Origin of the sequence: Sphingomonas sp. NY01, from assembly GCF_038809135.1 — a bacterium.
GTDB classification, from domain to species: Bacteria; Pseudomonadota; Alphaproteobacteria; order Sphingomonadales; family Sphingomonadaceae; genus Sphingomonas; species Sphingomonas carotinifaciens.
This window is the reverse complement of record NZ_CP101722.1, coordinates 788422-810028: the sequence shown is the minus strand read 5'-3', so window position 1 is coordinate 810028 and position 21607 is coordinate 788422. Positions and strand designations below refer to the sequence as shown.

25 protein-coding genes are annotated in these 21607 nt (G+C 67.4%); 4 read left to right on the top strand and 21 right to left on the bottom strand.

What is annotated here, in order from left to right; all coding sequences use genetic code 11:
- Positions 1-269 precede the first annotated feature (269 nt).
- Together NPJ82_RS03980 and parE are read right to left on the bottom strand one after the other, a co-directional pair.
- Entirely contained in the window at positions 270-803 is a 534-nt protein-coding gene (locus NPJ82_RS03980) for a hypothetical protein (protein WP_342658419.1), read from the bottom strand.
- Entirely contained in the window at positions 800-2779 is a 1980-nt protein-coding gene (parE, locus tag NPJ82_RS03975; RefSeq protein ID WP_112382119.1) for a DNA topoisomerase IV subunit B, read from the bottom strand. The genes NPJ82_RS03980 and parE overlap by 4 nt, the downstream gene beginning before the upstream one ends.
- 162 nt (positions 2780-2941) lie before the next feature.
- On the opposite strand from parE, the gene NPJ82_RS03970 reads away from it, so the two are divergent.
- A complete protein-coding gene (locus NPJ82_RS03970; RefSeq protein ID WP_342658418.1) occupies positions 2942-3811 on the top strand; it encodes a hypothetical protein in 870 nt (289 codons plus the stop codon).
- A gap of 240 nt (positions 3812-4051) precedes the next feature.
- Here NPJ82_RS03970 and NPJ82_RS03965 read toward each other — a convergent pair whose 3' ends face one another.
- The gene (locus NPJ82_RS03965; RefSeq protein WP_342658417.1) at positions 4052-4720 is read right to left on the bottom strand and encodes a GcrA family cell cycle regulator; all 669 of its coding nucleotides are present in this window, start codon (positions 4718-4720) and stop codon (positions 4052-4054) included.
- Positions 4721-4801: 81 nt separating this feature from the next.
- On the opposite strand from NPJ82_RS03965, the gene NPJ82_RS03960 reads away from it, so the two are divergent.
- The gene (locus NPJ82_RS03960) at positions 4802-5653 is read left to right on the top strand and encodes an ABC transporter permease (RefSeq protein ID WP_342658416.1); all 852 of its coding nucleotides are present in this window, start codon (positions 4802-4804) and stop codon (positions 5651-5653) included.
- 184 nt (positions 5654-5837) lie between these two features.
- Here the strand turns inward: NPJ82_RS03960 and NPJ82_RS03955 are convergent, their stop codons facing one another.
- From NPJ82_RS03955 to NPJ82_RS03945, 3 genes are read right to left on the bottom strand one after another with little or no spacing between them, the layout of a single operon-like run.
- Positions 5838-6626 carry a LysR family transcriptional regulator gene (locus NPJ82_RS03955; protein WP_149682117.1) on the bottom strand — a complete coding sequence of 263 codons (789 nt, stop codon included), beginning with the start codon at positions 6624-6626 and terminating at the stop codon, positions 5838-5840.
- Positions 6623-7021, bottom strand: coding sequence for a Co2+/Mg2+ efflux protein ApaG (gene apaG, locus NPJ82_RS03950; protein ID WP_112382285.1), 399 nt, complete (start codon positions 7019-7021; stop codon positions 6623-6625). The genes NPJ82_RS03955 and apaG overlap by 4 nt, the downstream gene beginning before the upstream one ends.
- 52 nt (positions 7022-7073) lie before the next feature.
- Complete coding sequence (locus tag NPJ82_RS03945) at positions 7074-8282, bottom strand: aminotransferase class I/II-fold pyridoxal phosphate-dependent enzyme (RefSeq protein WP_342658415.1); 1209 nt, start codon at positions 8280-8282, stop codon at positions 7074-7076.
- A gap of 88 nt (positions 8283-8370) precedes the next feature.
- On the opposite strand from NPJ82_RS03945, the gene NPJ82_RS03940 reads away from it, so the two are divergent.
- Positions 8371-9606 carry a phospholipid carrier-dependent glycosyltransferase gene (locus tag NPJ82_RS03940; RefSeq protein ID WP_342658414.1) on the top strand — a complete coding sequence of 412 codons (1236 nt, stop codon included), beginning with the start codon at positions 8371-8373 and terminating at the stop codon, positions 9604-9606.
- Positions 9607-9800: 194 nt separating this feature from the next.
- Positions 9801-10046: a hypothetical protein gene (locus NPJ82_RS03935; RefSeq protein ID WP_112382112.1), complete on the top strand. Its 246-nt coding sequence runs from the start codon at positions 9801-9803 to the stop codon at positions 10044-10046.
- Between the two features lie 7 nt (positions 10047-10053).
- On the opposite strand, the gene NPJ82_RS03930 is transcribed toward NPJ82_RS03935, so the two are convergent.
- The 15 genes from NPJ82_RS03930 to NPJ82_RS03860 all read right to left on the bottom strand — a co-directional run bounded on the left by NPJ82_RS03930 (position 10054) and on the right by NPJ82_RS03860 (position 21580).
- Positions 10054-11154 (bottom strand): glycosyltransferase family 2 protein, encoded by a 1101-nt coding sequence (locus NPJ82_RS03930; protein WP_342658413.1) that lies wholly within the window; start codon positions 11152-11154, stop codon positions 10054-10056.
- Complete coding sequence (gene leuB, locus NPJ82_RS03925; protein WP_342658412.1) at positions 11154-12197, bottom strand: 3-isopropylmalate dehydrogenase; 1044 nt, start codon at positions 12195-12197, stop codon at positions 11154-11156. The genes NPJ82_RS03930 and leuB overlap by 1 nt, the downstream gene beginning before the upstream one ends.
- 56 nt (positions 12198-12253) lie before the next feature.
- On the bottom strand, positions 12254-12985 hold the full coding sequence (recO, locus tag NPJ82_RS03920) for a DNA repair protein RecO (protein WP_342658411.1): 732 nt from the start codon (positions 12983-12985) through the stop codon (positions 12254-12256).
- Positions 12986-12991: 6 nt separating this feature from the next.
- On the bottom strand, positions 12992-13876 hold the full coding sequence (locus NPJ82_RS03915; protein ID WP_342658410.1) for a GNAT family N-acetyltransferase: 885 nt from the start codon (positions 13874-13876) through the stop codon (positions 12992-12994).
- A complete protein-coding gene (locus NPJ82_RS03910) occupies positions 13873-14838 on the bottom strand; it encodes a polysaccharide deacetylase family protein (RefSeq protein ID WP_342658409.1) in 966 nt (321 codons plus the stop codon). Before NPJ82_RS03910 ends, NPJ82_RS03915 begins: the two co-directional genes overlap by 4 nt.
- Before the next feature lie 56 nt (positions 14839-14894).
- Positions 14895-16814, bottom strand: coding sequence for an excinuclease ABC subunit UvrC (uvrC, locus tag NPJ82_RS03905; RefSeq protein ID WP_149682126.1), 1920 nt, complete (start codon positions 16812-16814; stop codon positions 14895-14897).
- Between the two features lie 47 nt (positions 16815-16861).
- Positions 16862-17515, bottom strand: a complete 654-nt coding sequence (locus NPJ82_RS03900) for a hypothetical protein (RefSeq protein ID WP_342658408.1) — start codon at positions 17513-17515, stop codon at positions 16862-16864.
- A gap of 36 nt (positions 17516-17551) precedes the next feature.
- Positions 17552-17872, bottom strand: a complete 321-nt coding sequence (locus NPJ82_RS03895; RefSeq protein ID WP_112382105.1) for a multidrug efflux SMR transporter — start codon at positions 17870-17872, stop codon at positions 17552-17554.
- Positions 17873-18018: 146 nt separating this feature from the next.
- Complete coding sequence (locus tag NPJ82_RS03890; RefSeq protein ID WP_149682129.1) at positions 18019-18657, bottom strand: hypothetical protein; 639 nt, start codon at positions 18655-18657, stop codon at positions 18019-18021.
- Positions 18650-19144, bottom strand: coding sequence for an ATPase (locus NPJ82_RS03885; protein WP_112382103.1), 495 nt, complete (start codon positions 19142-19144; stop codon positions 18650-18652). Before NPJ82_RS03885 ends, NPJ82_RS03890 begins: the two co-directional genes overlap by 8 nt.
- Positions 19145-19204: 60 nt before the next feature.
- Complete coding sequence (locus NPJ82_RS03880) at positions 19205-19432, bottom strand: F0F1 ATP synthase subunit C (protein ID WP_112382102.1); 228 nt, start codon at positions 19430-19432, stop codon at positions 19205-19207.
- Positions 19433-19501: 69 nt separating this feature from the next.
- On the bottom strand, positions 19502-20293 hold the full coding sequence (locus NPJ82_RS03875; RefSeq protein ID WP_112382283.1) for a F0F1 ATP synthase subunit A: 792 nt from the start codon (positions 20291-20293) through the stop codon (positions 19502-19504).
- Positions 20294-20323: 30 nt separating this feature from the next.
- The gene (locus tag NPJ82_RS03870) at positions 20324-20641 is read right to left on the bottom strand and encodes an AtpZ/AtpI family protein (protein WP_112382101.1); all 318 of its coding nucleotides are present in this window, start codon (positions 20639-20641) and stop codon (positions 20324-20326) included.
- Between the two features lie 380 nt (positions 20642-21021).
- The gene (locus tag NPJ82_RS03865) at positions 21022-21402 is read right to left on the bottom strand and encodes a YdbL family protein (protein WP_149682130.1); all 381 of its coding nucleotides are present in this window, start codon (positions 21400-21402) and stop codon (positions 21022-21024) included.
- A gap of 1 nt (position 21403) precedes the next feature.
- A complete protein-coding gene (locus tag NPJ82_RS03860; RefSeq protein ID WP_112382282.1) occupies positions 21404-21580 on the bottom strand; it encodes a YnbE family lipoprotein in 177 nt (58 codons plus the stop codon).
- Positions 21581-21607 lie beyond the last annotated feature (27 nt).

Here is a 21607-nt window from a genome sequence, read left to right as displayed (position 1 = left end):
TCAGGCTTTCTTCGGTTCCTCTCCAGCAGCTGTCGCGTAGCGGCAAGGCCGCATATCGAGCCGGTGTATCGAGAGACAGGCTGCCCCACTCCCGGCCCCCTCGCGTAACCGGCGAGCAGCCGCGAACCTGGATACCCAGCCGCTGTACCGAAAAACAGGTTCCTCCCCTCCCCGTTCGTCTCGAGTAAGCGTCGAGTAGCAGCAAAGCTGCGTATCGAGACGCTGTATCGAGAGACAGGTGGCGCGAAAGCGATACCCGACGCCCCCCCTCAGGACGCTGAAGCCGTCCCCTCCGCCGCATCCAGCCGCGCCTGAAGCAAATTGCGGCAATCGCGATTGAACCGCTCCGCCTTGGCCGCGAAGAAGCCCACCGATCCGACCGCATAGGCCGATACCGCCACCGTGACCCAGGGCACCGCACGCCCGGCGACGCCCGCCGCCTTGGCCCCCTTGGCCACCCGCGCCGCCCCCGGCAGGCCCTTGGTCACCAGATGCCGCCCGGTCTTCATCAGCGTGCCGGCGCGCCTGGCATCGGCAACGATCTCCATCCCCTTCATCACGCCCGCGGACTTGCGCGCCATGTCCGCCAGCTTGCCCGCGCCCTCATGCAGGTCGATCCCCGCGGTCGGGCGCAGCCGCGCGCGGTCCTCTTCGGACAGGCCATAGGCGTCGGCGATCTGCCCGATCAGCGCGTCCAGGCTTTCGCGCCCCACGGTGAACGCCTTGATACCCGCCGATCCCGTCTTCTTCGCGATCAGCCAGCGATTGGCCTTGTAGATGCGGTCCAGCTCACCTTGCGTCATGCGTCGATCACCTCTTCGTCCAGCCGGGCCGCATTCTCCTGGATGAAGGCGAAGCGGTGTGCGGGATTGTTGCCCATCAGCCGGTCGACCAGATCCTTCACCCCCGCCCGCTCCTCATATTCCTGCGGCAGGGTGATGCGGATCATGCTGCGCTTGGCCGGGTCCATCGTCGTTTCGCGCAATTGCTGCGGGTTCATCTCGCCCAGCCCCTTGAAGCGGGCGACCTCCACCTTCTTGCCGCGAAACATGGTGCGCTCCAGTTGCGCGCGGTGCGCATCGTCGCGGGCATAGGCCGACTTGGCGCCTGCGGTCAGGCGGTAGAGCGGCGGCTGCGCCAGATACAGGTGCCCGCGCCGCACCAGGTCGGGCATCTCCTGGAAGAAGAAGGTCATCAGCAGCGTCGCGATATGGGCGCCGTCGACATCGGCGTCGGTCATGATCACCACCCGGTCGTAGCGTAGCTGCGTCGGGTCGCAATCCTTGCGCGTGCCGCATCCCAGCGCCTGGATCAGGTCGGCGATCTCCTGGTTCTGCAGGATCTTGGCGCTGGTCGCGGACGCGACGTTCAGGATCTTGCCGCGGATCGGCAGGATCGCCTGGCTCTTGCGGTCGCGCGCCTGCTTGGCCGATCCGCCGGCCGAATCGCCCTCGACGATGAACAGCTCGGTACCCTCCGGGCTGTCCGCCGAACAGTCGGTCAGCTTGCCGGGCAGGCGCAGCTTCCTTGCGCTGGTCGCCGTCTTGCGCTTGACCTCGCGCTCCTGCTTGCGGCGCAGGCGCTCGTCCATCTTCTCCAGCACATAGCCGAGCAGCGCCTTGCCGCGCTCCATGTTGTTGCTGAGATAATGGTCGAAATGGTCGCGCACCGCCTTCTCGACCAGCCCGGCCGCCTCGGCACTGGTCAGCCGGTCCTTGGTCTGGCTCTGGAATTGCGGATCGCGGATGAAGACCGACAGCATCACCTCGGAACCGACCATCACGTCGTCCGCGGTCAGCTCCTTGGCCTTTTTCTGTCCCACCAGATCGCCGAACGCGCGCAAGCCCCGGACCAGCGCCTGGCGCAGTCCCTGTTCGTGCGTGCCGCCATCGGGCGTCGGGATGGTGTTGCAATACCAGCTATAGCTGCCGTCGCTCCACAGCGGCCAGGCCACCGCCCATTCGACGCGCCCCGCCTCGCCCGGAAAATCCTGGTTGCCGCTGAAGAAATCGGCGGTGGCGCATTCGCGGCTTCCCACCTGTTCCTTCAGATGGTCTGCCAGACCGCCGGGGAACTGGAACACCGCGTCCGCCGGCGTATCGTCGGCGATCAGCTCGGGCGCGCAGTGCCAGCGTATCTCGACGCCCGCGAACAGATACGCCTTGGACCGCACCAGCTTGTGCAGCCGCGCCGGCTTGAAGTGCAGCTCGGGCCCGAAGATCTCGGTGTCGGGCGTGAAGGCGACGCTGGTGCCGCGCCGGTTGGGCGCTGCGCCGACGCTCTCCAGCGGGCCCAGCGTCACTCCGCGCGAAAAGCGCTGGCGATACAGTTGCCGCTCGCGCGCCACCTCCACCACCGTGTCCGACGACAGCGCGTTCACCACCGACACGCCCACGCCGTGCAGGCCGCCCGACGTCGCATAGGCCTTGCCGGTGAACTTTCCGCCCGAATGCAGCGTCGACAGGATCACCTCCAGCGCCGACTTGTCGGGAAATTTCGGGTGCGGGTCGACCGGGATTCCCCGGCCATTGTCGACAATGGTAAGTCGGTTGCCCGGCTCGAGTTTTACCTCGATCCGCGTCGCATGGCCGGCCACCGCCTCGTCCATCGCATTGTCCAGCACCTCGGCCGCCAGATGATGCAACGCCCGCTCATCCGTCCCGCCGATATACATACCCGGCCGCCGCCGCACCGGCTCCAGCCCCTCCAGCACCTCGATCGACGAGGCATCATAGGCGGGGGCCGGGCGGGCCGAACCCGCAAAGAGATCTTCGGACATAACGAGAACTATAGGGTGCGATGCGCCCGAGTACCAGCGTCGCCCTTGCCCATCTTAGGTGTGGCATAGCCGCAACAGATTAATTTGAATTAGGTAGGTTCCGGATAAAACCCAGCAAAACGAACGTTCCGCCGCCCGAGTATCATGAAACCGGGAGACACCATGCGCATCGCTTTCACCGCGGCCACCGCCGCCCTGACGCTGGTCGCAGCGCCTGCCTTCGCACAGGACAGCTACAACCAGGGCGCCGAGACGACCGCCGATGCCCCCTTCGCCGGCGTCTATGTCGGCGGCAGCTTCGGCTATGACGTCCAGCCGAACGACCAGGGTTCGCGCCTGCTGTTCGATCGCAATCTGGACGGCCGCTTCGGTGACACGGTCACGCTGCCCACCGGTGCCAACGCCTTCTCGCCCGGCTTCTGCAAGGGCGCGGCGCGCAGCACCCTGTCGCCGCAGAACGCCGCCACCGGTTGCCGCAACGACAAGAACGGCATCGCCTATTACGCCCGCGTCGGTGCGGACCATCAGGTCGGCAACATCGTGTACGGCGTCGTCGGCGAGTTCGGCAAGGCCGAGATCAACGACAGCGTCAGCGGCTTCTCCACCACGCCCGCCAACTATGTCATGACCCGCGAGCTGGATTGGGAAGCCTCGATCCGCGGCCGCGTCGGCTATGCGGTCGACACCACGCTGTTCTACGGCACCTTCGGCCCCGGCTATGCCCGCATCGACCGCAGCTTCACCACCTCCAACACCGCTAATGCCTTTGCCCTGTCGGGTGATCGCAACCAGTTCGGCTTCCTCGGCGGCGGCGGCATCGAGCAGAAGCTCGGCCGCAACTTCTCGGTCGGCCTGGAATATATGTACCATCAGTATCAGGATGACGACGCGCGCGTCCGCGTGACCCAGGGTACGGCACCGGCGACCAACCCGTTCGTGCTGGCTCCCAACACGAGCGGCACCGACATCCGTCGTTCGGACGACAAGTTCCGCTGGCACTCAATCCGCGCAACGGCGGCGTTCAGGTTCTAAGGCGCAGGCGTGGGTGCCAGTCGGCACCCACGCCGAAGCCCGGCCGTCGGCACACCGTGCCGACCGACGACGCGGCTTCGCCGCGGCGGGACCAAAAGGAAAACACCCGCCAGGAGCGATCCCGGCGGGTGTTTTCGTGTCTGCAATGGGCCCGTCATGGGCAAAAGCCCATGACGTCGGACGCGGCGATAGCCGCGCCGGCCGGGCGGACCACGGGTGCGCGAGCCGCCTTGGCGGCTCTTACCGGACCCGCGGGCCGCCGAACGGCAACGGCGGCGGCGGGCGGCGATCACGCCGCGGCAACTGCGCCTGATAGGCATGGCCGCAATGCTGCACGCAGTACGGGAAGCCCGGATTCACCTTCTGCCCGCAGAAATGGAAATCCGGCTCGCCCGGATGACCCAGCGGCCATTTGCAGATGCGGTCGTTCAGGTCGAGCAGCGTGGTCTTGCCCGCCATGTCGGCATTCGGCTTGGCCGGTACCAGGCGGCGCGGCGGCGCCGGGGTGGATGGCGGCTGCTGTTCACCGGGCGACTGGCGCACGAAGCCACCGGGGCCGACCGAACGCAACACCGGCTGCGGATCGCGCACCGGCTCCGGCGCCGGCGCGGCCTCGCGGACCGGCTCGGGTGCGGCCTCGCGCACCACCTCGCGGACCGGCGCCGGCTCGGCCGGTGCGGGCGGGGGCGGTGGTGCGGGCTCGGGCGGCGCGGCGGCGACCGGCTGCTCCTTCACCTCGGGCTCGTTCGGCTTCACCGGCGAGGGGCGCGCCTGCAGACCCAGCCGGTGCGCCTTGCCGATCACCGCATTGCGGCTGACCCCGCCCAGCGCCTCGGCGATCTGGCTGGCGGTCTGGCCCGCTTCCCACATCGTCTTGAGCGTCTCGATCCGCTCGTCCGTCCACGACATCAACACATTCCCTGCATTTTACCGCGCCTGCATCACGCCACCGGTTGCGGGCGACCCCGGCAGCGGTTACGCGCTTTGCCGATGAGCAGCCAGCCCCCAATCGGCGAAATCCAATCGGCGGTACAGCACGCCCCCGGCGTGCCCGTCATCCGGAACATCAACTGGGGGGGCCTTCGTACCCTCTATATCAAGGAGGTGCGTCGGTTCTTCAAGGTGCAGCTCCAGACGATCTGGGCACCGGCGGTCACCACGCTTCTGTACCTGATCATCTTCACCACCGCGCTCGGCGGCCGTCATGCGGTGCCGGTCGCGGGACAGCAGGTTCCCTTTGGCGACTTCATCGCACCCGGCCTGATCGTCATGGGAATGATGAACAACGCCTTCGCCAATGCCAGCTTCTCGCTGCTGGTCGGCAAGATCCAGGGCACCATCGTCGATTACCTCATGCCGCCCTTGTCCACCGCCGAACTGCTCGCCGCGCTGGTCGGTGGTGCGGTGACGCGCGCGGTGCTGGTCGGCCTGACCGTATGGCTCGCCATGGCGATCTGGCCGGGCGTCCATGTCACGCCCCACGCCATTTTCGCCGTCATCTGGTTCGGTTTGCTCGGCTCGGCCTTTCTGGCACTGCTCGGCGTGCTGACCTCGATCTGGGCGGAAAAGTTCGACCATGCCGCCGCGGTGACCAACTTCGTCGTGCTACCTTTGTCGCTGCTGTCGGGCACCTTCTATTCGGTCGACTCGCTCGCCCCCACCTTCCGCGCGATCAGCCACGCCAACCCGTTCTTCTACATCATCTCGGGCTTCCGCTACGGCTTCCTCGGCCTGGCCGACTCGCCCGTCACGATGGGCGGCATCGTCATGCTCGCCGCCGACGTTGCCATGGCGGTGCTGTGCTACACGCTCCTGCGCAAGGGCTGGAAGCTGAAGAACTAGGGCCTGCCCCCCTTCGCCTCCTCGTCCGTTCGTCTCGAGTAGCCGTCGAGTAGCGGCAACGCCGCGTATCGAGACGGCGTATCGAGAGACCCCCGCCGGATGGAAGCACCTCTCGACACGGTCCCTCGACAAGCTCGATCCCTAGTCGAAAGGCGAACGATCGGACAAGGGTCGATCGGGGCCCTTAGCCCCCCAACGCCTCCACCAGCGTTTTCACCTTCTGCTGCCGCCACTGCGGCAACGGCGCGACCAGCCAATAACCCTGTCGCGAGGGCAGCGCCTCTCCCACCTGCACCAGCCGCCCGGAGGCAAGATCGCGCGCGGCCAGCAGATGCGGCACCACCGCCCGGCCCAGCCCGGCCGCAGCGGCATCGATCGCCAGTCCGGCGTCCGTCACCCGGATCAACGGCACCCCCTCGTCGGGGCTGCCCGGCCAGCCGATCAGCGCGGCGCCGGCGTTACCGGGTGCCACCACCACGACCATGCCGTCCGATTCCAGCGCCTCGCCTTCATGCCCGCCGGGCCCGTCGCCCCAGCGGATCGCCAGGTCCAGGTTCGCTTCGGTGAAATCCAGCCCCTCGTCCGCCGCGATCAGGGTGAAGCGCAGGTCGCCGTCTCCGCCCGCAATCTCGGCCAGACGCGGCATCAGCCACTTTTCGGTCACGTCGCGCGGCGCTGCGATGGTCAGCGACTTGGACGATTGCCCCGCCTGCATGGCGCGCACCGCTTCCTCGAATTGCAGGAAACCGGCGCGGAGAGGGGCAAGCCCCGCCTCCGCCTCGGGCGTCAGTTCCAGCCCGCGGGTCGTGCGCCGGAACAGCACCACGCCCAGCGTGTCCTCCAGCGCGCGGATCTGCTGGCCCACCGCGGCGGGCGTCACCGCGAGTTCGTCCGCGGCGCGCGTGAAGCTCAGATGCCGCGCCGCTGCGTCCAGCACGCGCAGACCGTTCAGCGGCAGGTGCGTCCGCTTCAAGACGCCACCGCCGGTGCCAGCAGGGTGAAGCGCGGGATCGCCACGTCGAAAGTGACGCCGTCCGCGCCGATCATCCGGTACGTGCCCTGCATCGCCCCCGACGGGGTGGCGAGCGGACACCCGGATACATAGTCGAAGCTCGCGCCCGGCTCGATCAGCGGCTGCTCGCCCACCACGCCCTCGCCCTCCACCGAATGGCGCGCGCCGCGCCCGTCGGTGATGACCCAGTGGCGGGTCAGCAACTGCACCGCCGCCGCGCCGTCATTTTCCAGGCGGATATGATAGGCCCAGAACCAGCGCCCGCGCGCCGGCTCGGATTGTTCCGGCAGATAGCTGACCGACACGCGCACGGTAACGCCCGCGGTCGTGGCCGCATGCGGGAACAACGCCTTCACTGCGCCCTCGGTCAAGGCCATCAGCGTCTCCCTCGCACGCCGCCGCGCATCGTCACAGGCCCGCCTGCCGCAGCGCCTGGTCCAGGTCGTCGATCAGGTCGTCGGCATCTTCCAGCCCGACGTTCAGCCGCAGCATACCCTCGGATATGCCCATCTCCAACCGCTTGTCCTCGGCGACCCCGGCATGGGTGGTGGAGGCGGGATGCGTCATCAGCGAGCGCGAATCGCCGATGTTGTTCGAGATGTCGATCAGTTGCAGCCCGTCGAGCAGCGCATGCGCCTGGCTGCGCCCGCCATCCAGTTCGATCGCGAAGATCGCGCCTGCCGCCTTCATCTGGCGCATCGCCAGTTCGTGCTGCGGGTGGCTGGGCAGGCCGGGGTGCAGCACGCGCGGCACGCGGCCCTCCAGGAAACGGCCGACCTTCAGCGCGCTTTCCGACTGGCGGTGGATGCGCAGGTCCAGCGTCTCCAGCCCCTTCAGCACGACCCAGGCGTTGAACGCGGACAGGGTCGGCCCGGTGTTGCGGGTAAAGGGCAGCAGGGTGTTGGTGATGAAATCCTCGGTCCCGCACACGGCGCCCGCCAGCACGCGTCCCTGCCCGTCCATCATCTTGGTCGCCGAATAGGCGGTGACGTCCGCGCCGAAATCCATCGGCCGTTGCAGCGCGGGCGTGGCGAAGGCGTTGTCCACCACGGTCACGATCCCGCGCTCGCGCGCAATGGCGCAGATCGCCGCCAGATCGGCGATGTCCATCGTCGGATTGGCGGGCGTCTCGAAGAAGAAGACCTTGGTCTCGGGCTTTACCGCGTCCAGGAAGGCCTGCGGATCGCGTGCATCGACCACGGTCGTGCCGATGCCGAACTTGGGCAGCAGCGTGTCGGTCAGCCAGCGGCACGATCCGAACGCGGCCCGCCCGCCGACCAGATGGTCGCCCGCCTGCAGCTGGCTGAGCAGCACCGCGGTCATCGCGGCCATGCCCGATGCCATGGTGCGGCACGCCTCGGCGCCTTCCAGCAGGGCGATGCGTTCTTCCAGCATCTGCACCGTCGGGTTCTGCAGGCGGGAATAGGTCATCCCCTCCTGCTCGCCGGCGAACCGCGCCGCCGCGTCGCCCGCACAATCATAGGCGTAGCCGGAGGTGAGGAAGATCGCCTCGGAGGTTTCGCCATATTCCGACCGCGCGGTGCCCCCGCGTACGGCCTGCGTCGCGGGACGCCAGCCGGCGGTGATCGAACGGTCCTGACCAGTCTTGCGCTTCATGATTGCAGCCTTTGCCGGGGCCGGCGGTCATCGGCAAGCCCCGTTGCGGCCTTCCCAACCGCCATGTGGCACGCCACCATGGCGCACGATGCATGTCCCCGCCCCACTTCGTCGCCCCCTGCCCGTCGCGCTGCTGCTGATGGCGGCGGCGCAGGCGCTGTTCACCTGGCGGCTGACCATTCCGCATCGCCTCGTCTTTGACGAGGTGCATTACGTGCCCGCCGCGCGCACCCTGCTGGCGCTGACCGGGCACACCAATATCGAGCATCCCCTGCTCGGCAAGACGCTGATCGCACTCGGCATTCTGCTGTTCGGCGATGGTCCTGCCGGCTGGCGTGCGCTGTCGACGCTGGCGGGCACGGCGACGGTGGGCGGGGTGTTCTGGATCCTGTGGCTGACCACCCGGCGGCTGCGGCCCGCGATCCTCGGCACCCTGCTCGCGCTGTTCAACTTCACCCTGCTCGTCCAGGCGCGCATCGCCATGCTCGACGGCTTCATGGCCGCCTTTGTGGTGCTGGCCGTCGCCGCCATGTTGTGGGCGATGCGCGGGCCCCATGCCACCGCCCGCTGGACGCTGGGCGCCGTTCTGCTCGGGCTGGCCGCGGGAACGAAATGGACCGCGATCCCCTATGTCGGCTATGCCGCACTCGCCATCGCGATCCTTCGGCACCGCGACCCGGCGCGCTGGCCCGGCCTGTCGGTCGTGCGCGCCTGGCTCATCCTCGGCCTTGTCGGCGGCGTCACCTATCTCGCCACCTTCGCGCCCGCCTTTTTCTACTCGGACAATCCGCTGAGCATAGCCACGCTGCTCCCGTTCCAGCTCGACATCTATCACCAGCAGACACAGGTCCTGTCGGCGCACACCTATCAGTCGGACTGGTGGAGCTGGCCGCTGATGCTGCGCCCGATCTGGTATTTCTACGACGTCGCAGACGGCGCACAGCGCGGCATCCTGATGGTCGGCAATCCGGTGGTGATGTGGGGTGGCCTGGTGGCGGTCGCCGCCTGCCTCTGGGGGGCGGTGCGCCGCCGCGACGTCCGGCTGGGCGCGGTCGCCGCACTGTGGCTGGGCAGCTACCTGATCTGGGCGGTCATTCCGAAATCCCTCGGTTTTTTCTACTATTACTACCTGCCCAGCCTGTGGCTGCCGATCGTAATCGCGGTGGCCGCCGACCATTGGCGTGGTGCGTTGCGCGACGGGGACGATATGCTTCTGATCGGTGCTGCGGCCCTGTTCCTGTGGTTCTACCCGATCCTCTCCGCCGCCCCGCTGGCCCATGCCGATTCGTTCCGCCGCTGGACCCTGTTGCCGGACTGGAATTGATGCACGGCGAATCACCCCTGTGCTGAAATCGGCATAGCGGCGTGCAATTTTTCGCCAACGCGCCGCAGACGTTTCTTACAAAAACCAAGATTTCGAACGATTTGCGTTTGTTACATGATAGTAATCTCCCGGCTGGCATGTGGTCATCATGCGTGGGATAGTTGGACAAGATGTAGCGAACCGGACCGTCAGCCATGCCTTTCCGCCTGGAAGCCGAACGACTCACCTTGATCGAACTGGAGCAGCAGGACATCCTGAATGCGATCGACGCGGCCTTGGATGCCATGCGCTATTTCGAGGGACCGGTGATGTCCGACCTGGGGCGGTTCGACGATCCGCTACAGGCCGACCGGCAACTCATCGCCGCCCGCCAGGCGCTTGCCGAAGCCACCGAAGCCCTGCACCGGACCTATCCGGAGCTTGCCGCCGCGCCCCGGTGAGACGCCCTCAATACCGTCCCCAGACAAATCGGGATGACAGCGCGTAATTCCACACCGCGCCGATCAGCACCCCGACCAGCGCGGAGGCTGCCCATTCGCTGCTGCGCACGTCATGCAGGAAGGCGGCGACGCCGACATTGGCGACCGCCCCCACCGAACACACCACGCAGAACGACACCCATCCGTCGACCAGCGCGCGCACCCCCTTCAACCGCCGATCGCGATAGGTCAGCGCGTTGTTCAAAAGGAAGTTGAACGTCATCGCCACCACCGTGGCGAGGATCTGCGCCAGCAGGAAGCTGGCCCCCGCCCCCAGGAACACCAGGCTGAGCGTCGCCATGTGCACGCCCACCCCCAGCACCCCGATCGCCGAGAACATGGCAAAGCGCACCGGCACGAACCGCCCGAACATGCGGTCGTACAGCGCGATCAGATATTCCATCGCAACGACGTGATCGAGCTTCGACTCGCCCTCGGTCCGCACCCGGAAGGTATAGGGCATCTCGACAAAGGCCAGCGGCCGCGGCGCCGCGGTCATGATGTCGAGCAGGATCTTGAAGCCGATCGCCGACAATTCGGGCACCACGGCCCGCGCCACCGTGCTGCGGATCATGAAGAAGCCGCTCATCGGATCGGACAGGTCGGCCTTCAGCACGCGGCGCGACAGCCGGGTCGCCAGCGCCGATTTCGCCACCCGATCGCGGTCCCATTCGCCGGTGCCGCCACCGGCCACGAAACGCGATCCCACCACCAGGTCCAGCGCCTCGTCCCGCTGCAACCGGTCCAGCATCGCGGGCAGCAGCGTCTCGTCATGCTGGAGGTCGCCGTCGATCACCGCGACGAAGGGGGCCGCGGTCGCGCACATCCCCTCGATACAGGCGGAGGACAGGCCACGCCGGCCGATACGCTGGATCACCCGCACGCGTGCGTCCACCCGGCCCAATTCGCGCGCCGCCTCCGCCGTGCCGTCCGGGCTGTCGTCGTCGACGAAGATCGCCTCCCACCGCCGCCCCGCCAGAGCCTGGGTCAACCGCGCGATCAGCACGGGCACGTTCTCCCGCTCGTTGAACGTCGGGATGACGACCGCAAGCTCCAGCAGGTCGGCCATTACAGGCGGGCCAGCACCGCGTCCGTCATCGCCTCCGTCGACAGCGTCCCGCCCAGGTCGGCGGTACGCGCGCCGCCGCGGATCGCATCCGCCACCGCCGCGTCGATCCGGTCGGCCGCGGCCGCCTGCCCCAGCGAATGGCGCAGCATCATCGCGGCGGACAGGATCGCCGCGCACGGATTGGCCTTGCCCCGCCCGGCGATATCGGGTGCCGAGCCATGGATCGGCTCGTACAGCCCCTTGCCGGTCGCGCCCAGCGCGGCGGACGGCAGCATCCCGATCGATCCTGCGCACATCGATGCCTGGTCGGACAGGATATCGCCGAACAGGTTGCCGGTCACGATCACGTCGAACTGGCCGGGATTGCGCACCAGCTGCATCGCGGCATTGTCGACATACATGTGCGAGAGCGTGACATCGGGATAATCGCGCGCCACCTCCAGCACCACGTCGCGCCACAATTGCGAGGTTTCCAGCACATTGGCCTTGTCGACGGAGGTCAGCTTGCCGCGCCGCTTGCGCGCCGTCTCGAATCCGACCCGCGCGATCCGCGCCACCTCCGCCTCGTCATAGCGCATCAGGTCATGCCCCTCGCGCAGGCCCTCCGCGTTCCGGCCCTGCCCCTTGGCACCGAAATAGACGTCGCCGGTCAGTTCGCGCACGATCACCATGTCGATCGCGCTCGCCACCTCGGGGCGCAGCGCGGAGGCATCCTCCAGCCCGGCGAACAGCCGCGCCGGGCGCAGATTGGCGAACAGCCCGAAATGCTTGCGCAGGCCCAATATCGCCTGTTCCGGCCGGAACGCCCGCTCCAGCATGTCGAAGCGCGGATCGCCCACCGCGCCGAACAACAGCGCGTCGGCGCGCTCGGCCACCGCGATCGTCTCGGGCGGCAGCGGATGGCCCGCCGCCTCGTACCCGGCGCCACCGACCGCCGCTTCCTCGAAGGAAAGCCCCAGGTTCAGCGTTTCCAGCACGCGCCGCGCGGCGGCCGTCACCTCCGGACCGATGCCATCGCCTGCGAGTACCGCGATCGTCGCCATCCTGAACCCCTTCGCTTGTCGTCTGGATGCGCGGCCTCTTGCCGGCCGCGCCGCCGTCACGCAACCGCCCTTTTCAACCGCTCCACCAGTCGCTCGCGCGCGGCCAGCACGTCGCTGCGCGGCCCCGGCAGCAGGTCGCGTGCCAGGAAATGCCCGGTGATCCGCAATCCATCAAAGATGTCGGGCCATTCCGCCGCCCCCCCTTCGCGCAGGAAATCGGGCAGGGGCAGCAGCTTGGCCTCATAGCCCCGCGCGGCACCGCGTGCCACCGCCGCGCCGCTGCGTGGGCTGACATAGCCCAGATCCTCGGTCGCCCGGCTGACGGTGCAGGCGGACAGGTCCAGCCCGAAGCCCAGTTCGGCCAGCAACAGCAGCTCATAGCGCACCAGCCCCGTCGCCCAGCCCCGCGCAGAGGGGGCCGCCGCGATCGCGCCCAATACGCCGTCCAGTGCGTCATAGACCCGCGGATAGGGCTGTGCCTCCGGCAGCGCCGCCGCGGTCAGCGCGGTCAGCCATTCCAGCGCGCCCGCCGCCAGCGGCTCGCCGTGCAGCGTCGCGCGCGTATCCACCAGTTCCACGGTCAGCGCCGGCAGCTGCTCGGCGGTGCGCGCCCGCCATTCCCCCGATATCGTGTTCGCCGGCTGCAGGATCGGCCGCAACGTCCGCGACCGGCCGCCCCGGACATAACCGGCCTGCACCCCGTCGCTGCGCGTCAGCGCGCGCACGATCGCGCCATGCTCGCCATGTGCGCGGATCGACAGGATAATGGCGGGCCCCGCGATGCGCATGCGGGTTCAGCGTCTAAGGGTTCGCATCCAGCCACGCAACGGTGACGCCGCCAGGCCCCGGCGCGCCAGCGCGACGCCGCCTTCGAACCCGCCCAGCGTGGCAAGCACGACCCGGTTGACGATGGTCGGGCGCAGCATCAGCAGGTCCAGACATTCGGTGCCACCGGTCGCGAACTGCCGCTTGTGCTGCCCGTCGCCTTCCAGAAAGTCGAACCAGGCGAAGCGGTCGCTGAACAGATCGGCCAGCGCCTCCGCCATCAGCACCGTGCCCGGCGACCGGTCGGCAAAATCGGGATCATGCCCGACATGATCGTAACGAAGCGTCCGCCCCTGCCCGGTACAGCATAGATAGGCGATCGGCCGTTCCCCGACGAACATCGCCCAAGCACGCACCCGGTCTTCGCCCGCAGCCTGCACGATTCCCCGCCGGAACGCGGGGTCGTCGGACAGTGCCGCATCCAGTCCATGGCGCGCCTGATAGGTGCGCGCCGCCAGCGGGATCGCCAGGTCCAGGAACGCGCCGACCTCGGCCGCGCTGCGATATCTGCGCACCGTCCCGCCCAGCCGCTTCGTCTTGCGACGCAAGCCCGACCGCGCCTGACCGGACAGCCCGGCCATCCACGCCTCATGTCCGCGGGCAAGGTCGACATGATGGCGGGTATAACGCTGGCGCACCGCGGTCAGCGGCCACGCCCCCGACAGCGCGTCCAGATGCGCGGCGGGCAGCGAGGTGACCAGATACCCGTCCGCCGCCCCGATCGGCGGCAGCGCAGGGATCTCCCCGGAAAGCACCGCCTCCAGCCCGAGTGGAAGACGCTCCAGACGGCGGGACACGCCGGCCAGGGTCCGCGCGCCGACCTGGAATTTCAGCCTTACCCGCGTCGCGGTCACGCCCGCCGCTCTTCCACCAGGTTCGACCAAAGCTGTTCGGCCTGCCGCCAGCGGGTCCGCAGGCTGTCGGGGCCGAGGACCGCATCCTCCTGCCCCAGCCGCAACGCCGGCATCTCGGCGAAATGCCGGGTCGGCAGCACCGACGCCATCTGGTGCAGTATTTCGCAAAGCGCTTCGAACCGGCGGACATGCACGGCATTGGCACGGGTGGCGGACCGGTTGGCCAATTCGAAACTGTGGCTGACGATCGTCACCGCGGCGTGCCCGGATGCGGCGGCATGTTCCAGCGCGTCGCAGCTTTCCTCGGTCGACAGCGCGCAGATCTGAAAGGTCCGCAAATGTCCCGGCCGGTCCTCGATCACCGTTACCGGCACCTCGATGATGCCCGGTGACCCCGACGGCCATGTGACGGGCGCCACCTGCCGTGCGGGCAGGGTGATGCGGCTATGCTTCCGCTCCGCCCCGTTATGGCTGCTGTCATAGGTGAAGCCCAAGGCCGCCAGCGCCGCCAGCGTGTCGTCATTGGCGGCATAGCTGCCCGCGCGGAACGCGACCGGGCGCGGCGCCCCCGCCGCCATCAGCAACTCGGTCGCCCGGGCCAGCACCACCTGCTGCTCGTCGCGATCATATTCGTAGAGCTGGAACCGGTCATGTGCCGCGCCGCGGTCATCGACCCGCGCCTGCTGCCAGTGCGGGTGGCAGTGCAACTGCACCTCCTGCCCCGCTTCCAGCACCGCCTCCACCATCCGCCGGACGGGATCGATGCCGAAGATGTCCGCCGGCATCGGATCGATGAAAAAGGTCGCCTTCAAACCATGACGACGCAACACATTGAGTTGATAGCTTAATCCGACGCCCATCGGCTCGATGGAACGGTCATAGATCGCCTTCAAGTTCAGTCCGGCGCGATGATGGCGCCAGGCGAACTCGGTATCCACGGTCAGGAAGACAGGCGTCACCATGTCCCTGTGCATAACACAGGACAATGAACATTTCGCTTCCGGATTTCTATTCTCGCTCAACGCGCATGGTAGAAGTCGTAGACCTGCTGCGCAACGCCGGCCGATACGCCGGGCGCGCGCTTCAGGTCTTCCAGGCTGGCATTGCGCACCGCGCGACCGGTGCCGAAATGCATCAACAGCGCCTTCTTGCGCGCCGGGCCGATGCCAGGCACCTCGTCCAGCGGGCTCGCGCCCATCGCCTTGGCGCGCTTCTCGCGGTGCGCGCCGATGACGAAGCGGTGCACCTCGTCGCGCAATCGCTGGAGGTAGAACAGCACCGGCGCGTTCACCGGCAACTGGAACTCGCGACCGTCCATCATGTGGAATACCTCGCGCCCGTCGCGGCCGTGGTGCGGCCCCTTGGCGACGCCCACCAGGCAGACATCCTCGATGCCCAGATCCTCCAGCACCGCCTTGGCGGCGTTCAGCTGTCCGCGGCCGCCGTCGATCAGCACCAGGTCGGGCCAGGTGCCGTCGTCGCGGTCGGGCGCTTCCTCCAGCTGCCGGGCGAAGCGGCGACGGAACACTTCGCGCATCATCGCGAAATCGTCGTTGGTGGCGGCTTCGTTGCCCTTGATGTTGAATTTGCGATACTGACCTTTACGGAACCCCTCGGGCCCCGCGACCACCATCGCGCCCAGCGCGTTGCTGCCCTGGATGTGGCTGTTGTCATAGATTTCGATGCGGTCGGGCGGCTCGGGCAGGTCGAACAACTCCGCGACTTCGCGCAACAATTTGGCCTGGGTCGTACTCTCCGCCAGACGCCGCTCCAACGCCTCCACCGCATTGCGCTTCGCCTGGTCCATCAACCGCCGCCGGTCCCCCCGCTGCGGCACCGCGATCGACACCCGGTACCCCGCCCGCTCGCCCAGCGCCTCGCTCAGCAGCGGCCCCTCGGCAAGATCCCGGTCGAGGAGGATCGACTTGGCCGGTGGCACTTCCTCGTAGAATTGCGTCAGGAAGCTCGTCATCACCTCGTCTTCGGGCACGTCAGTGGTGTGCGCGGGGAAGAAGCTGCGATGCCCCCAATTCTGTCCGCCGCGGATGAAGAAGGCCTGGATGCCGATCACCCCGTCCTTGCACGCCAGCGCGAAGATGTCGGCATCGCCCACCCCTTCCGCGTTGATCGCCTGCGTGCCCTGGATGAAGGTCAGCGCCTTCAACCGGTCGCGCAGCACGGCGGCCAGTTCGAAATCCATGTTCTCCGCCGCGGCCTGCATCTGCGCGCCCAGCTTGGCCTGCACCTGCGTCGATTTGCCGCCCAGGAAGCTCTTCGCGTCCGCCACCAGCTCGCCATAGCCGGCGGCGTCGATCCGCCCCACGCACGGCGCCGAGCAGCGCTTGATCTGGTAAAGCAGGCACGGTCGGTCGCGCGTCTTGAAGAAGCTGTCGGTGCAGCTGCGCAGCAGGAACAGCTTTTGCAGTGCATTCAGCGTATTGTTGACCGACCCTGCGCTGGCGAAGGGGCCGTAGTAATTGCCCACCGCCCGCCTGGCGCCGCGATGCTTCTGCACTCGCGGGAAATCATGGTCCGACCGCAACAGGATGAAGGGGAAGCTTTTATCGTCGCGCAGCAGCACGTTATAGGCGGGGCGGTAATGCTTGATCAGCTGCGCCTCCAGCAGCAGCGCCTCCGCCTCGTTGTTCGTCGTGACGATGGTCATCGACCGGGTCAGCGACACCATGCGCTGCAACCGCTTGGGCAGCCGGTCGACCTGGGTATAGTTCGCCACCCGGTTTTTCAGCGCCCGCGCCTTGCCGACGTACAGCACGTCGCCGCGCGCATCCTGCATCCGGTACACGCCCGCGCGCAGCGGCAGCGTCGCCAGCACGTTGCGGATCGCCGCCACCCCCACCGCCAGATCGGGCGTATCGGCGCCGCGGATGGAGAAGGTGGACTTTTCTTCGTTGAAGCGGTCGACGGTTTTCTCGGACATCGCCCAGGGATTTAGGAGCGGTCACCCCGCCCCGCCAGCCCGTCGCCTCAACCGAAGCGGAAATTGACCGGCCTGGCCAGTGCCGCATTGCCGTCGAACGCATGCGCCTTGAACGGCCCGTCCCGCCCGACCCAGTGGCAGAACAGATGCGCCGACCACGCATTGGGATTGGGCGTGATGCGCCCATGCCGGCGATGCACCCCGCGGTAGAGCACCGCATCCCCCGGCTCCATCGCCAGGCTGGCATAAGGCTGCCCGGCAAAGTCCGCGGTCACCTCCGGCCTGGGATCGACCAGCGCCTCGGTCCCCACCTCCAGCGGCCACGGCTCGCCGTCGCTATAGTCGAGCGTCAGCGACAGGCTGTGGTCGCACGAGGGCCGATCCGAATGCACCCGGCACACATCGCCGTCGCGGTAGATGCGGAAATAATCATAGGTCGGCAGCAACGCCGCCCCCACCAGCGTCTCGATCGTCGGGGTCAGCGCCCAGAGAAAGCCGAGCAGCGGTGGATAATGATAGCCGTACAGTTCCACCGCCGGCCGCGCGAGCAGCGGCGATTCGCGGGCGATCGACTCCAGCCGGCCGCCCGCGCCCTCGATCTCGCCCTTCATCTGGTTGAGCAGCGCGTTGCACACGGTCCGGGGGATCAACCCGCGGACAAGCGCGTAACCATCACGCTGATAATCGCCGACAATCTCCATAGCGGATGGCTATCGCGCCGCGCTCTGGCCGACAAGTCAGGCAGAGGCGAAGAACTTCGTCCCCATCACCCCGATCACGGTCAGCGCCATGAAGGCCACCTGCACGCCGTTGAGCCGGTCGCCGAAGATCACCGCGCCGCCGATCACCACGCCGACCGCGCCCAGCCCGGTCCAGATCGCATAGGCGGTGCCCGCGGGAAGCCCGCGCATCGCCAGCGCCAGCAGACCCATGTTCACGAAGCTGAGCGTGATCGGCACCGCCGATGCCTGCCATGTCGCCACCGTCGCTGCCCATTTCAGGCTGAGCGCCCAGCAGATTTCGGAAAACACCGCGATACCCAGAATGACCCATGCCATCGGATTGCTCCTTTGCAACGGGCTCGTGTCTGACACGCCCGGCGCCGGAAACCCGAAAGAGGCGGCGGGCAAAAAAAGAAAAAGAGGGGCAGCGCCAGCGGCACGCCCCTCTCATACCCCTCGCGATGGAGGGGGTGATCCGTCGATCAGTTCGGCCGACCCAGCCCCGCAATCGTGCGATCCACCATCGCACGGTCGGCGGCGGCGCCGTGATGCTCGGCGATCAACAGACCGGCGGCCCGGGCGGCGGCCTCGGCGGCGCGGGCGCGCACCTCGGCCAGCGCCTGACGCTCGGCCGCGGCGATCTTGTCCTCGGCCATCTTGGCGCGGCGGTCCATCAACTGTTCGGCATCGACCTTGGCCTTGGCCAGGATCTGGTTCGCCTCCGCCTGGGCATGGGCCCGCATCGTCTCGGCATCGGCATGCGCCGACTTCGCCTTGGCCTCATATTCGGCCTTCAGCGCCTCGGCTTCCTTGCGGAGCTTGGCCGCCTCGTCGAGTTGCGTGCGGATCGCGGCGATGCGCGTGTCGAGGGTGCGACCGATCATGGCCGGCACCTTCTTCACGATCATGCCGATCAGCACGACCAGCGCGGCGATCCCCACCCAGCCGGTGGAATCGAACCCGAACGCGGTCGGGCTGGCGACGTGCTCGGCGCCGCCCGGCTCGGTGGTGGAGCCGTGCAGCCCCTCGCCACCGCGTACCGCCTGCGGCTGCAGCCCCTCCGCCGACGCGGCGCCGGACAGGTTTTCCGCCACCAGCGCGCTGCCATTTGCATTAGCCATGCGCCGTTACCTTCCGCACCGCATCCGCCGCCGCGTCCTGGCCCACCTGGGCTCCGGACAGCTTGGCGACCAGATCGCGCGCCGCATCGGCGGCCACGCCCTGAAGATTGGCCAGCGCTTCCGCCTTGGCGTTCGCGATGGCAAGATCATGATGCCCCAGCCGCTCGGCCAGGTCGGCATCTGCCGCCTTGACCTGCGCCTCGAAGGCCTGTGCCGCACGCTGCTTGGCGGCGGTGGTTTCGGCCTGCGCCGCGCTGCGCGCCGCGTCCATTTCGAGCCGCCACGCCTCTTCGACCGTATCGGCCTGTGCCCGCGCAGCCTCGGCCGCGGCGAGATCGCCGGCGATACGGGCTTCACGGTTGTCGACGGTCGCCTGGATCTTGGGCACCATTCCGCGGCCGACCACGAAGTACAGCAGGCCGAAGGTAATCAGGAGCCAGAAGATCTGCGACGCGTAGGTCGCTGCGATCTGAGCAATCTGTGGCATGGGGTCCTCGTGGCCATGTCCACCGGGCGACCAGCATGGCCGCCCGGCGCAACGACGATATTAGGCGACGAACACCAGGATGATCATCGTCACGAAGGCGAGCAGGCCGAGAAGCTCGGCACCGGCGAAGCCGATGAACAGACGGCCCTGCTGGCTGTCGGCCGCACCCGGATTGCGCAGTGCGCCTTCCAGGAACTTGGCGAACACGTTGCCCACGCCCAGCGAGGCGAGGCCCATGCCGATCGCGGCCAGACCGGCACCCAGCATCTTTGCGGCTTCTGCGTCCATTTCAATCACTCCAGTTCAAACACGTTCAGGTATAAAGTCGAAAGGGTCACGCCGTCGGGCGCCTGCCGATCAGTGCAGGTTCACCGCGTCGTTCAGGTACACGCTGGTCAACAGCGCGAACACATAGGCCTGGATCGCCGCCACCAGCAGTTCCAGCAGCGTGATGCCGATCATCAGCAGGAAGCTGGGCACGGTGATGAGCGCGGCATAGGCCGGACCCAGGTTGATGCCGTTGATGACGAACGCCGCCAGCACCTTCAGCAGGATGTGCCCCGCGGTCATCGCGACGAACAGTCGCAGACCCAGCGAGAAGGGGCGCACCAGGAAGCTCATCAGCTCCACGACGAAGATCAGCGGGATCATCAGCGCGGGCGTGCCGTGCGGCACGAACAGCGCGAAGAAGTGGAAGCCGTGGCGGCCGAAGCCGACGATCAGCACGATCGCGAACGAGATCAGCGCCAGGACGCCGGTCACGGTCAAATGGCTGGTCACGGTGAAGGGATGCACGCCCGGCACCACGCCGAACGGCATCAGGCCGATGACGTTGGCGAACAGGATGAACATGAACAGCGAGAAGACATACGGCAGGAAGCGCTTGCCCTCCGGCCCGATGTTCGACGTCAGCATGCCGTTGACGAAGCCGGTGAAGCCCTCCACCGCGGCCTGCCAGCGGCCGGGCACCAGATCGCGCTTCATGCCGCCGATCATGAACACCCACAAAGCGACCAGCGTCACCACCATCCACAATGCGGAATTGGTGAAGGACAGGTCGTATCCGCCGACGATCCACTTCTGGCCGAACACCGGTTCGATCAGGAACTGGTGCATCGGATCGATCTTGCTACCCGATTCTGCCGCCACGCCCGTTTCCCACATACGAAGAACGCCCGGTTATTCCGGGCGCTCGCCTGATATCCGAATAATCTGCCTGAACGCGACGGCTATCCCGAGGAACAGCATCACGATCAGCCCCCAGGGCGCGGTGCCGAACCAGCGGTCGATAAGCCAGCCGATCAGCGCGCTGCCGACAAGACTTCCGATCAGCGCGGAGATGATGCGACTACCCTGGGCATAACCCTTGTCGGTATCGACCTTCACCCCCTGCCGCGACGCTTCGCGGGCCCTGGCATCCCGTAGCCGCTCGTCGAGCGCGGAAAGCCGCGGGTCCTCCGCGCCGTGGAAATCCTGTCCGGGTTCGTTCTCCGCCACGCGCCCACCTCGCCTTTTGAACCTGTCAGCCGGAAGGAAAGCGCACGAACGGCGAGCGACCCCGCCAAGGCGCCGTCCGTTTAGAAAGCGTGGCCCCCCAAGTCAACCGGCTGGCCGCACTAGTGTCACAATCGAAATCTCATCCCCCTCCCCGAAGGGGCGAGGGGAAAGATTCCCATCATTGCCCGGCCTACCCCTCTCCCCAACGGGGAGAGGGAGGGGCCCGTCGCGAAGCGATGGGAGGGTGAGGGGCTGCCAAGCAGCGCAGCACTGCTGGTCTACCCCTCACCCTTCCCACTGCCTGAAGGCAGCGGGCCCCTTCCCTCTCCCCAGAGGGGCGAGGGAAAATATCCCCGCTCACACTCCGACTGCCACCCCCATCAAACGCAGCGCGAATCCCGCTCCGGCGCCGCGCCGGTGCGCGTCTTCCACACCCCGTCCGGCCCCTTGTACTTCTCGCCCGCATCGGTCTGGGCGATCAGGTTGCACCCGCTGGTGAACGCCATCTGCTCGACGGTGGCGCCACTGGCCTGCGCCTTCTGGGTATAGGCGGATTTGCGCTGGATATTGATATTGTTGACCAACGCGCGCAGCTCCGGCGTCGCGGCGCCGACGATGCCGATATAGCCGTCGGGCTGCTCGCCCACTTGGCCCGCCGAGCGCGCCGCCGCATAGGCGGGGTCGCGCTGCGCCCAGGCCGCCGCCGAAAGGCCGCCGATCGCCGCCGTGGCGACCATCATGTTCAACACGAAGCTGCGCATCTTAGAAAATCCCCGGGTTCTGCTGGATCAGCGACTTCGCCTCATTGTCCAGGCGATACACCACTTCCTGCGTCACGTTGATGTTGAGGTTGATCTCGATCGGCTTGTCGGGCGCCGAGATGTTCACGCATCCCCCCGGCGCCATGCCGACCAGCGCGATCGTTATCGCCCCAGCCATCTTCCCCAAGATCGGTGTCCTCTTGTC

Coding starts and splice junctions, on each gene's coding strand:
- NPJ82_RS03980 (WP_342658419.1), bottom strand. CDS start 803: ATGACGCAAGGTGAGCTGGACCGCATCTACAAGGCCAATCGCTGGCTG.
- parE (WP_112382119.1), bottom strand. CDS start 2,779: ATGTCCGAAGATCTCTTTGCGGGTTCGGCCCGCCCGGCCCCCGCCTAT.
- NPJ82_RS03970 (WP_342658418.1), top strand. CDS start 2,942: ATGCGCATCGCTTTCACCGCGGCCACCGCCGCCCTGACGCTGGTCGCA.
- NPJ82_RS03965 (WP_342658417.1), bottom strand. CDS start 4,720: ATGTCGTGGACGGACGAGCGGATCGAGACGCTCAAGACGATGTGGGAA.
- NPJ82_RS03960 (WP_342658416.1), top strand. CDS start 4,802: ATGAGCAGCCAGCCCCCAATCGGCGAAATCCAATCGGCGGTACAGCAC.
- NPJ82_RS03945 (WP_342658415.1), bottom strand. CDS start 8,282: ATGAAGCGCAAGACTGGTCAGGACCGTTCGATCACCGCCGGCTGGCGT.
- NPJ82_RS03940 (WP_342658414.1), top strand. CDS start 8,371: ATGCATGTCCCCGCCCCACTTCGTCGCCCCCTGCCCGTCGCGCTGCTG.
- NPJ82_RS03935 (WP_112382112.1), top strand. CDS start 9,801: ATGCCTTTCCGCCTGGAAGCCGAACGACTCACCTTGATCGAACTGGAG.
- NPJ82_RS03930 (WP_342658413.1), bottom strand. CDS start 11,154: ATGGCCGACCTGCTGGAGCTTGCGGTCGTCATCCCGACGTTCAACGAG.
- leuB (WP_342658412.1), bottom strand. CDS start 12,197: ATGGCGACGATCGCGGTACTCGCAGGCGATGGCATCGGTCCGGAGGTG.
- recO (WP_342658411.1), bottom strand. CDS start 12,985: ATGCGCATCGCGGGGCCCGCCATTATCCTGTCGATCCGCGCACATGGC.
- NPJ82_RS03910 (WP_342658409.1), bottom strand. CDS start 14,838: ATGGTGACGCCTGTCTTCCTGACCGTGGATACCGAGTTCGCCTGGCGC.
- uvrC (WP_149682126.1), bottom strand. CDS start 16,814: ATGTCCGAGAAAACCGTCGACCGCTTCAACGAAGAAAAGTCCACCTTC.
- NPJ82_RS03900 (WP_342658408.1), bottom strand. CDS start 17,515: ATGGAGATTGTCGGCGATTATCAGCGTGATGGTTACGCGCTTGTCCGC.
- NPJ82_RS03895 (WP_112382105.1), bottom strand. CDS start 17,872: ATGGCATGGGTCATTCTGGGTATCGCGGTGTTTTCCGAAATCTGCTGG.
- NPJ82_RS03890 (WP_149682129.1), bottom strand. CDS start 18,657: ATGGCTAATGCAAATGGCAGCGCGCTGGTGGCGGAAAACCTGTCCGGC.
- NPJ82_RS03885 (WP_112382103.1), bottom strand. CDS start 19,144: ATGCCACAGATTGCTCAGATCGCAGCGACCTACGCGTCGCAGATCTTC.
- NPJ82_RS03880 (WP_112382102.1), bottom strand. CDS start 19,432: ATGGACGCAGAAGCCGCAAAGATGCTGGGTGCCGGTCTGGCCGCGATC.
- NPJ82_RS03865 (WP_149682130.1), bottom strand. CDS start 21,402: ATGCGCAGCTTCGTGTTGAACATGATGGTCGCCACGGCGGCGATCGGC.
- NPJ82_RS03860 (WP_112382282.1), bottom strand. CDS start 21,580: ATGGCTGGGGCGATAACGATCGCGCTGGTCGGCATGGCGCCGGGGGGA.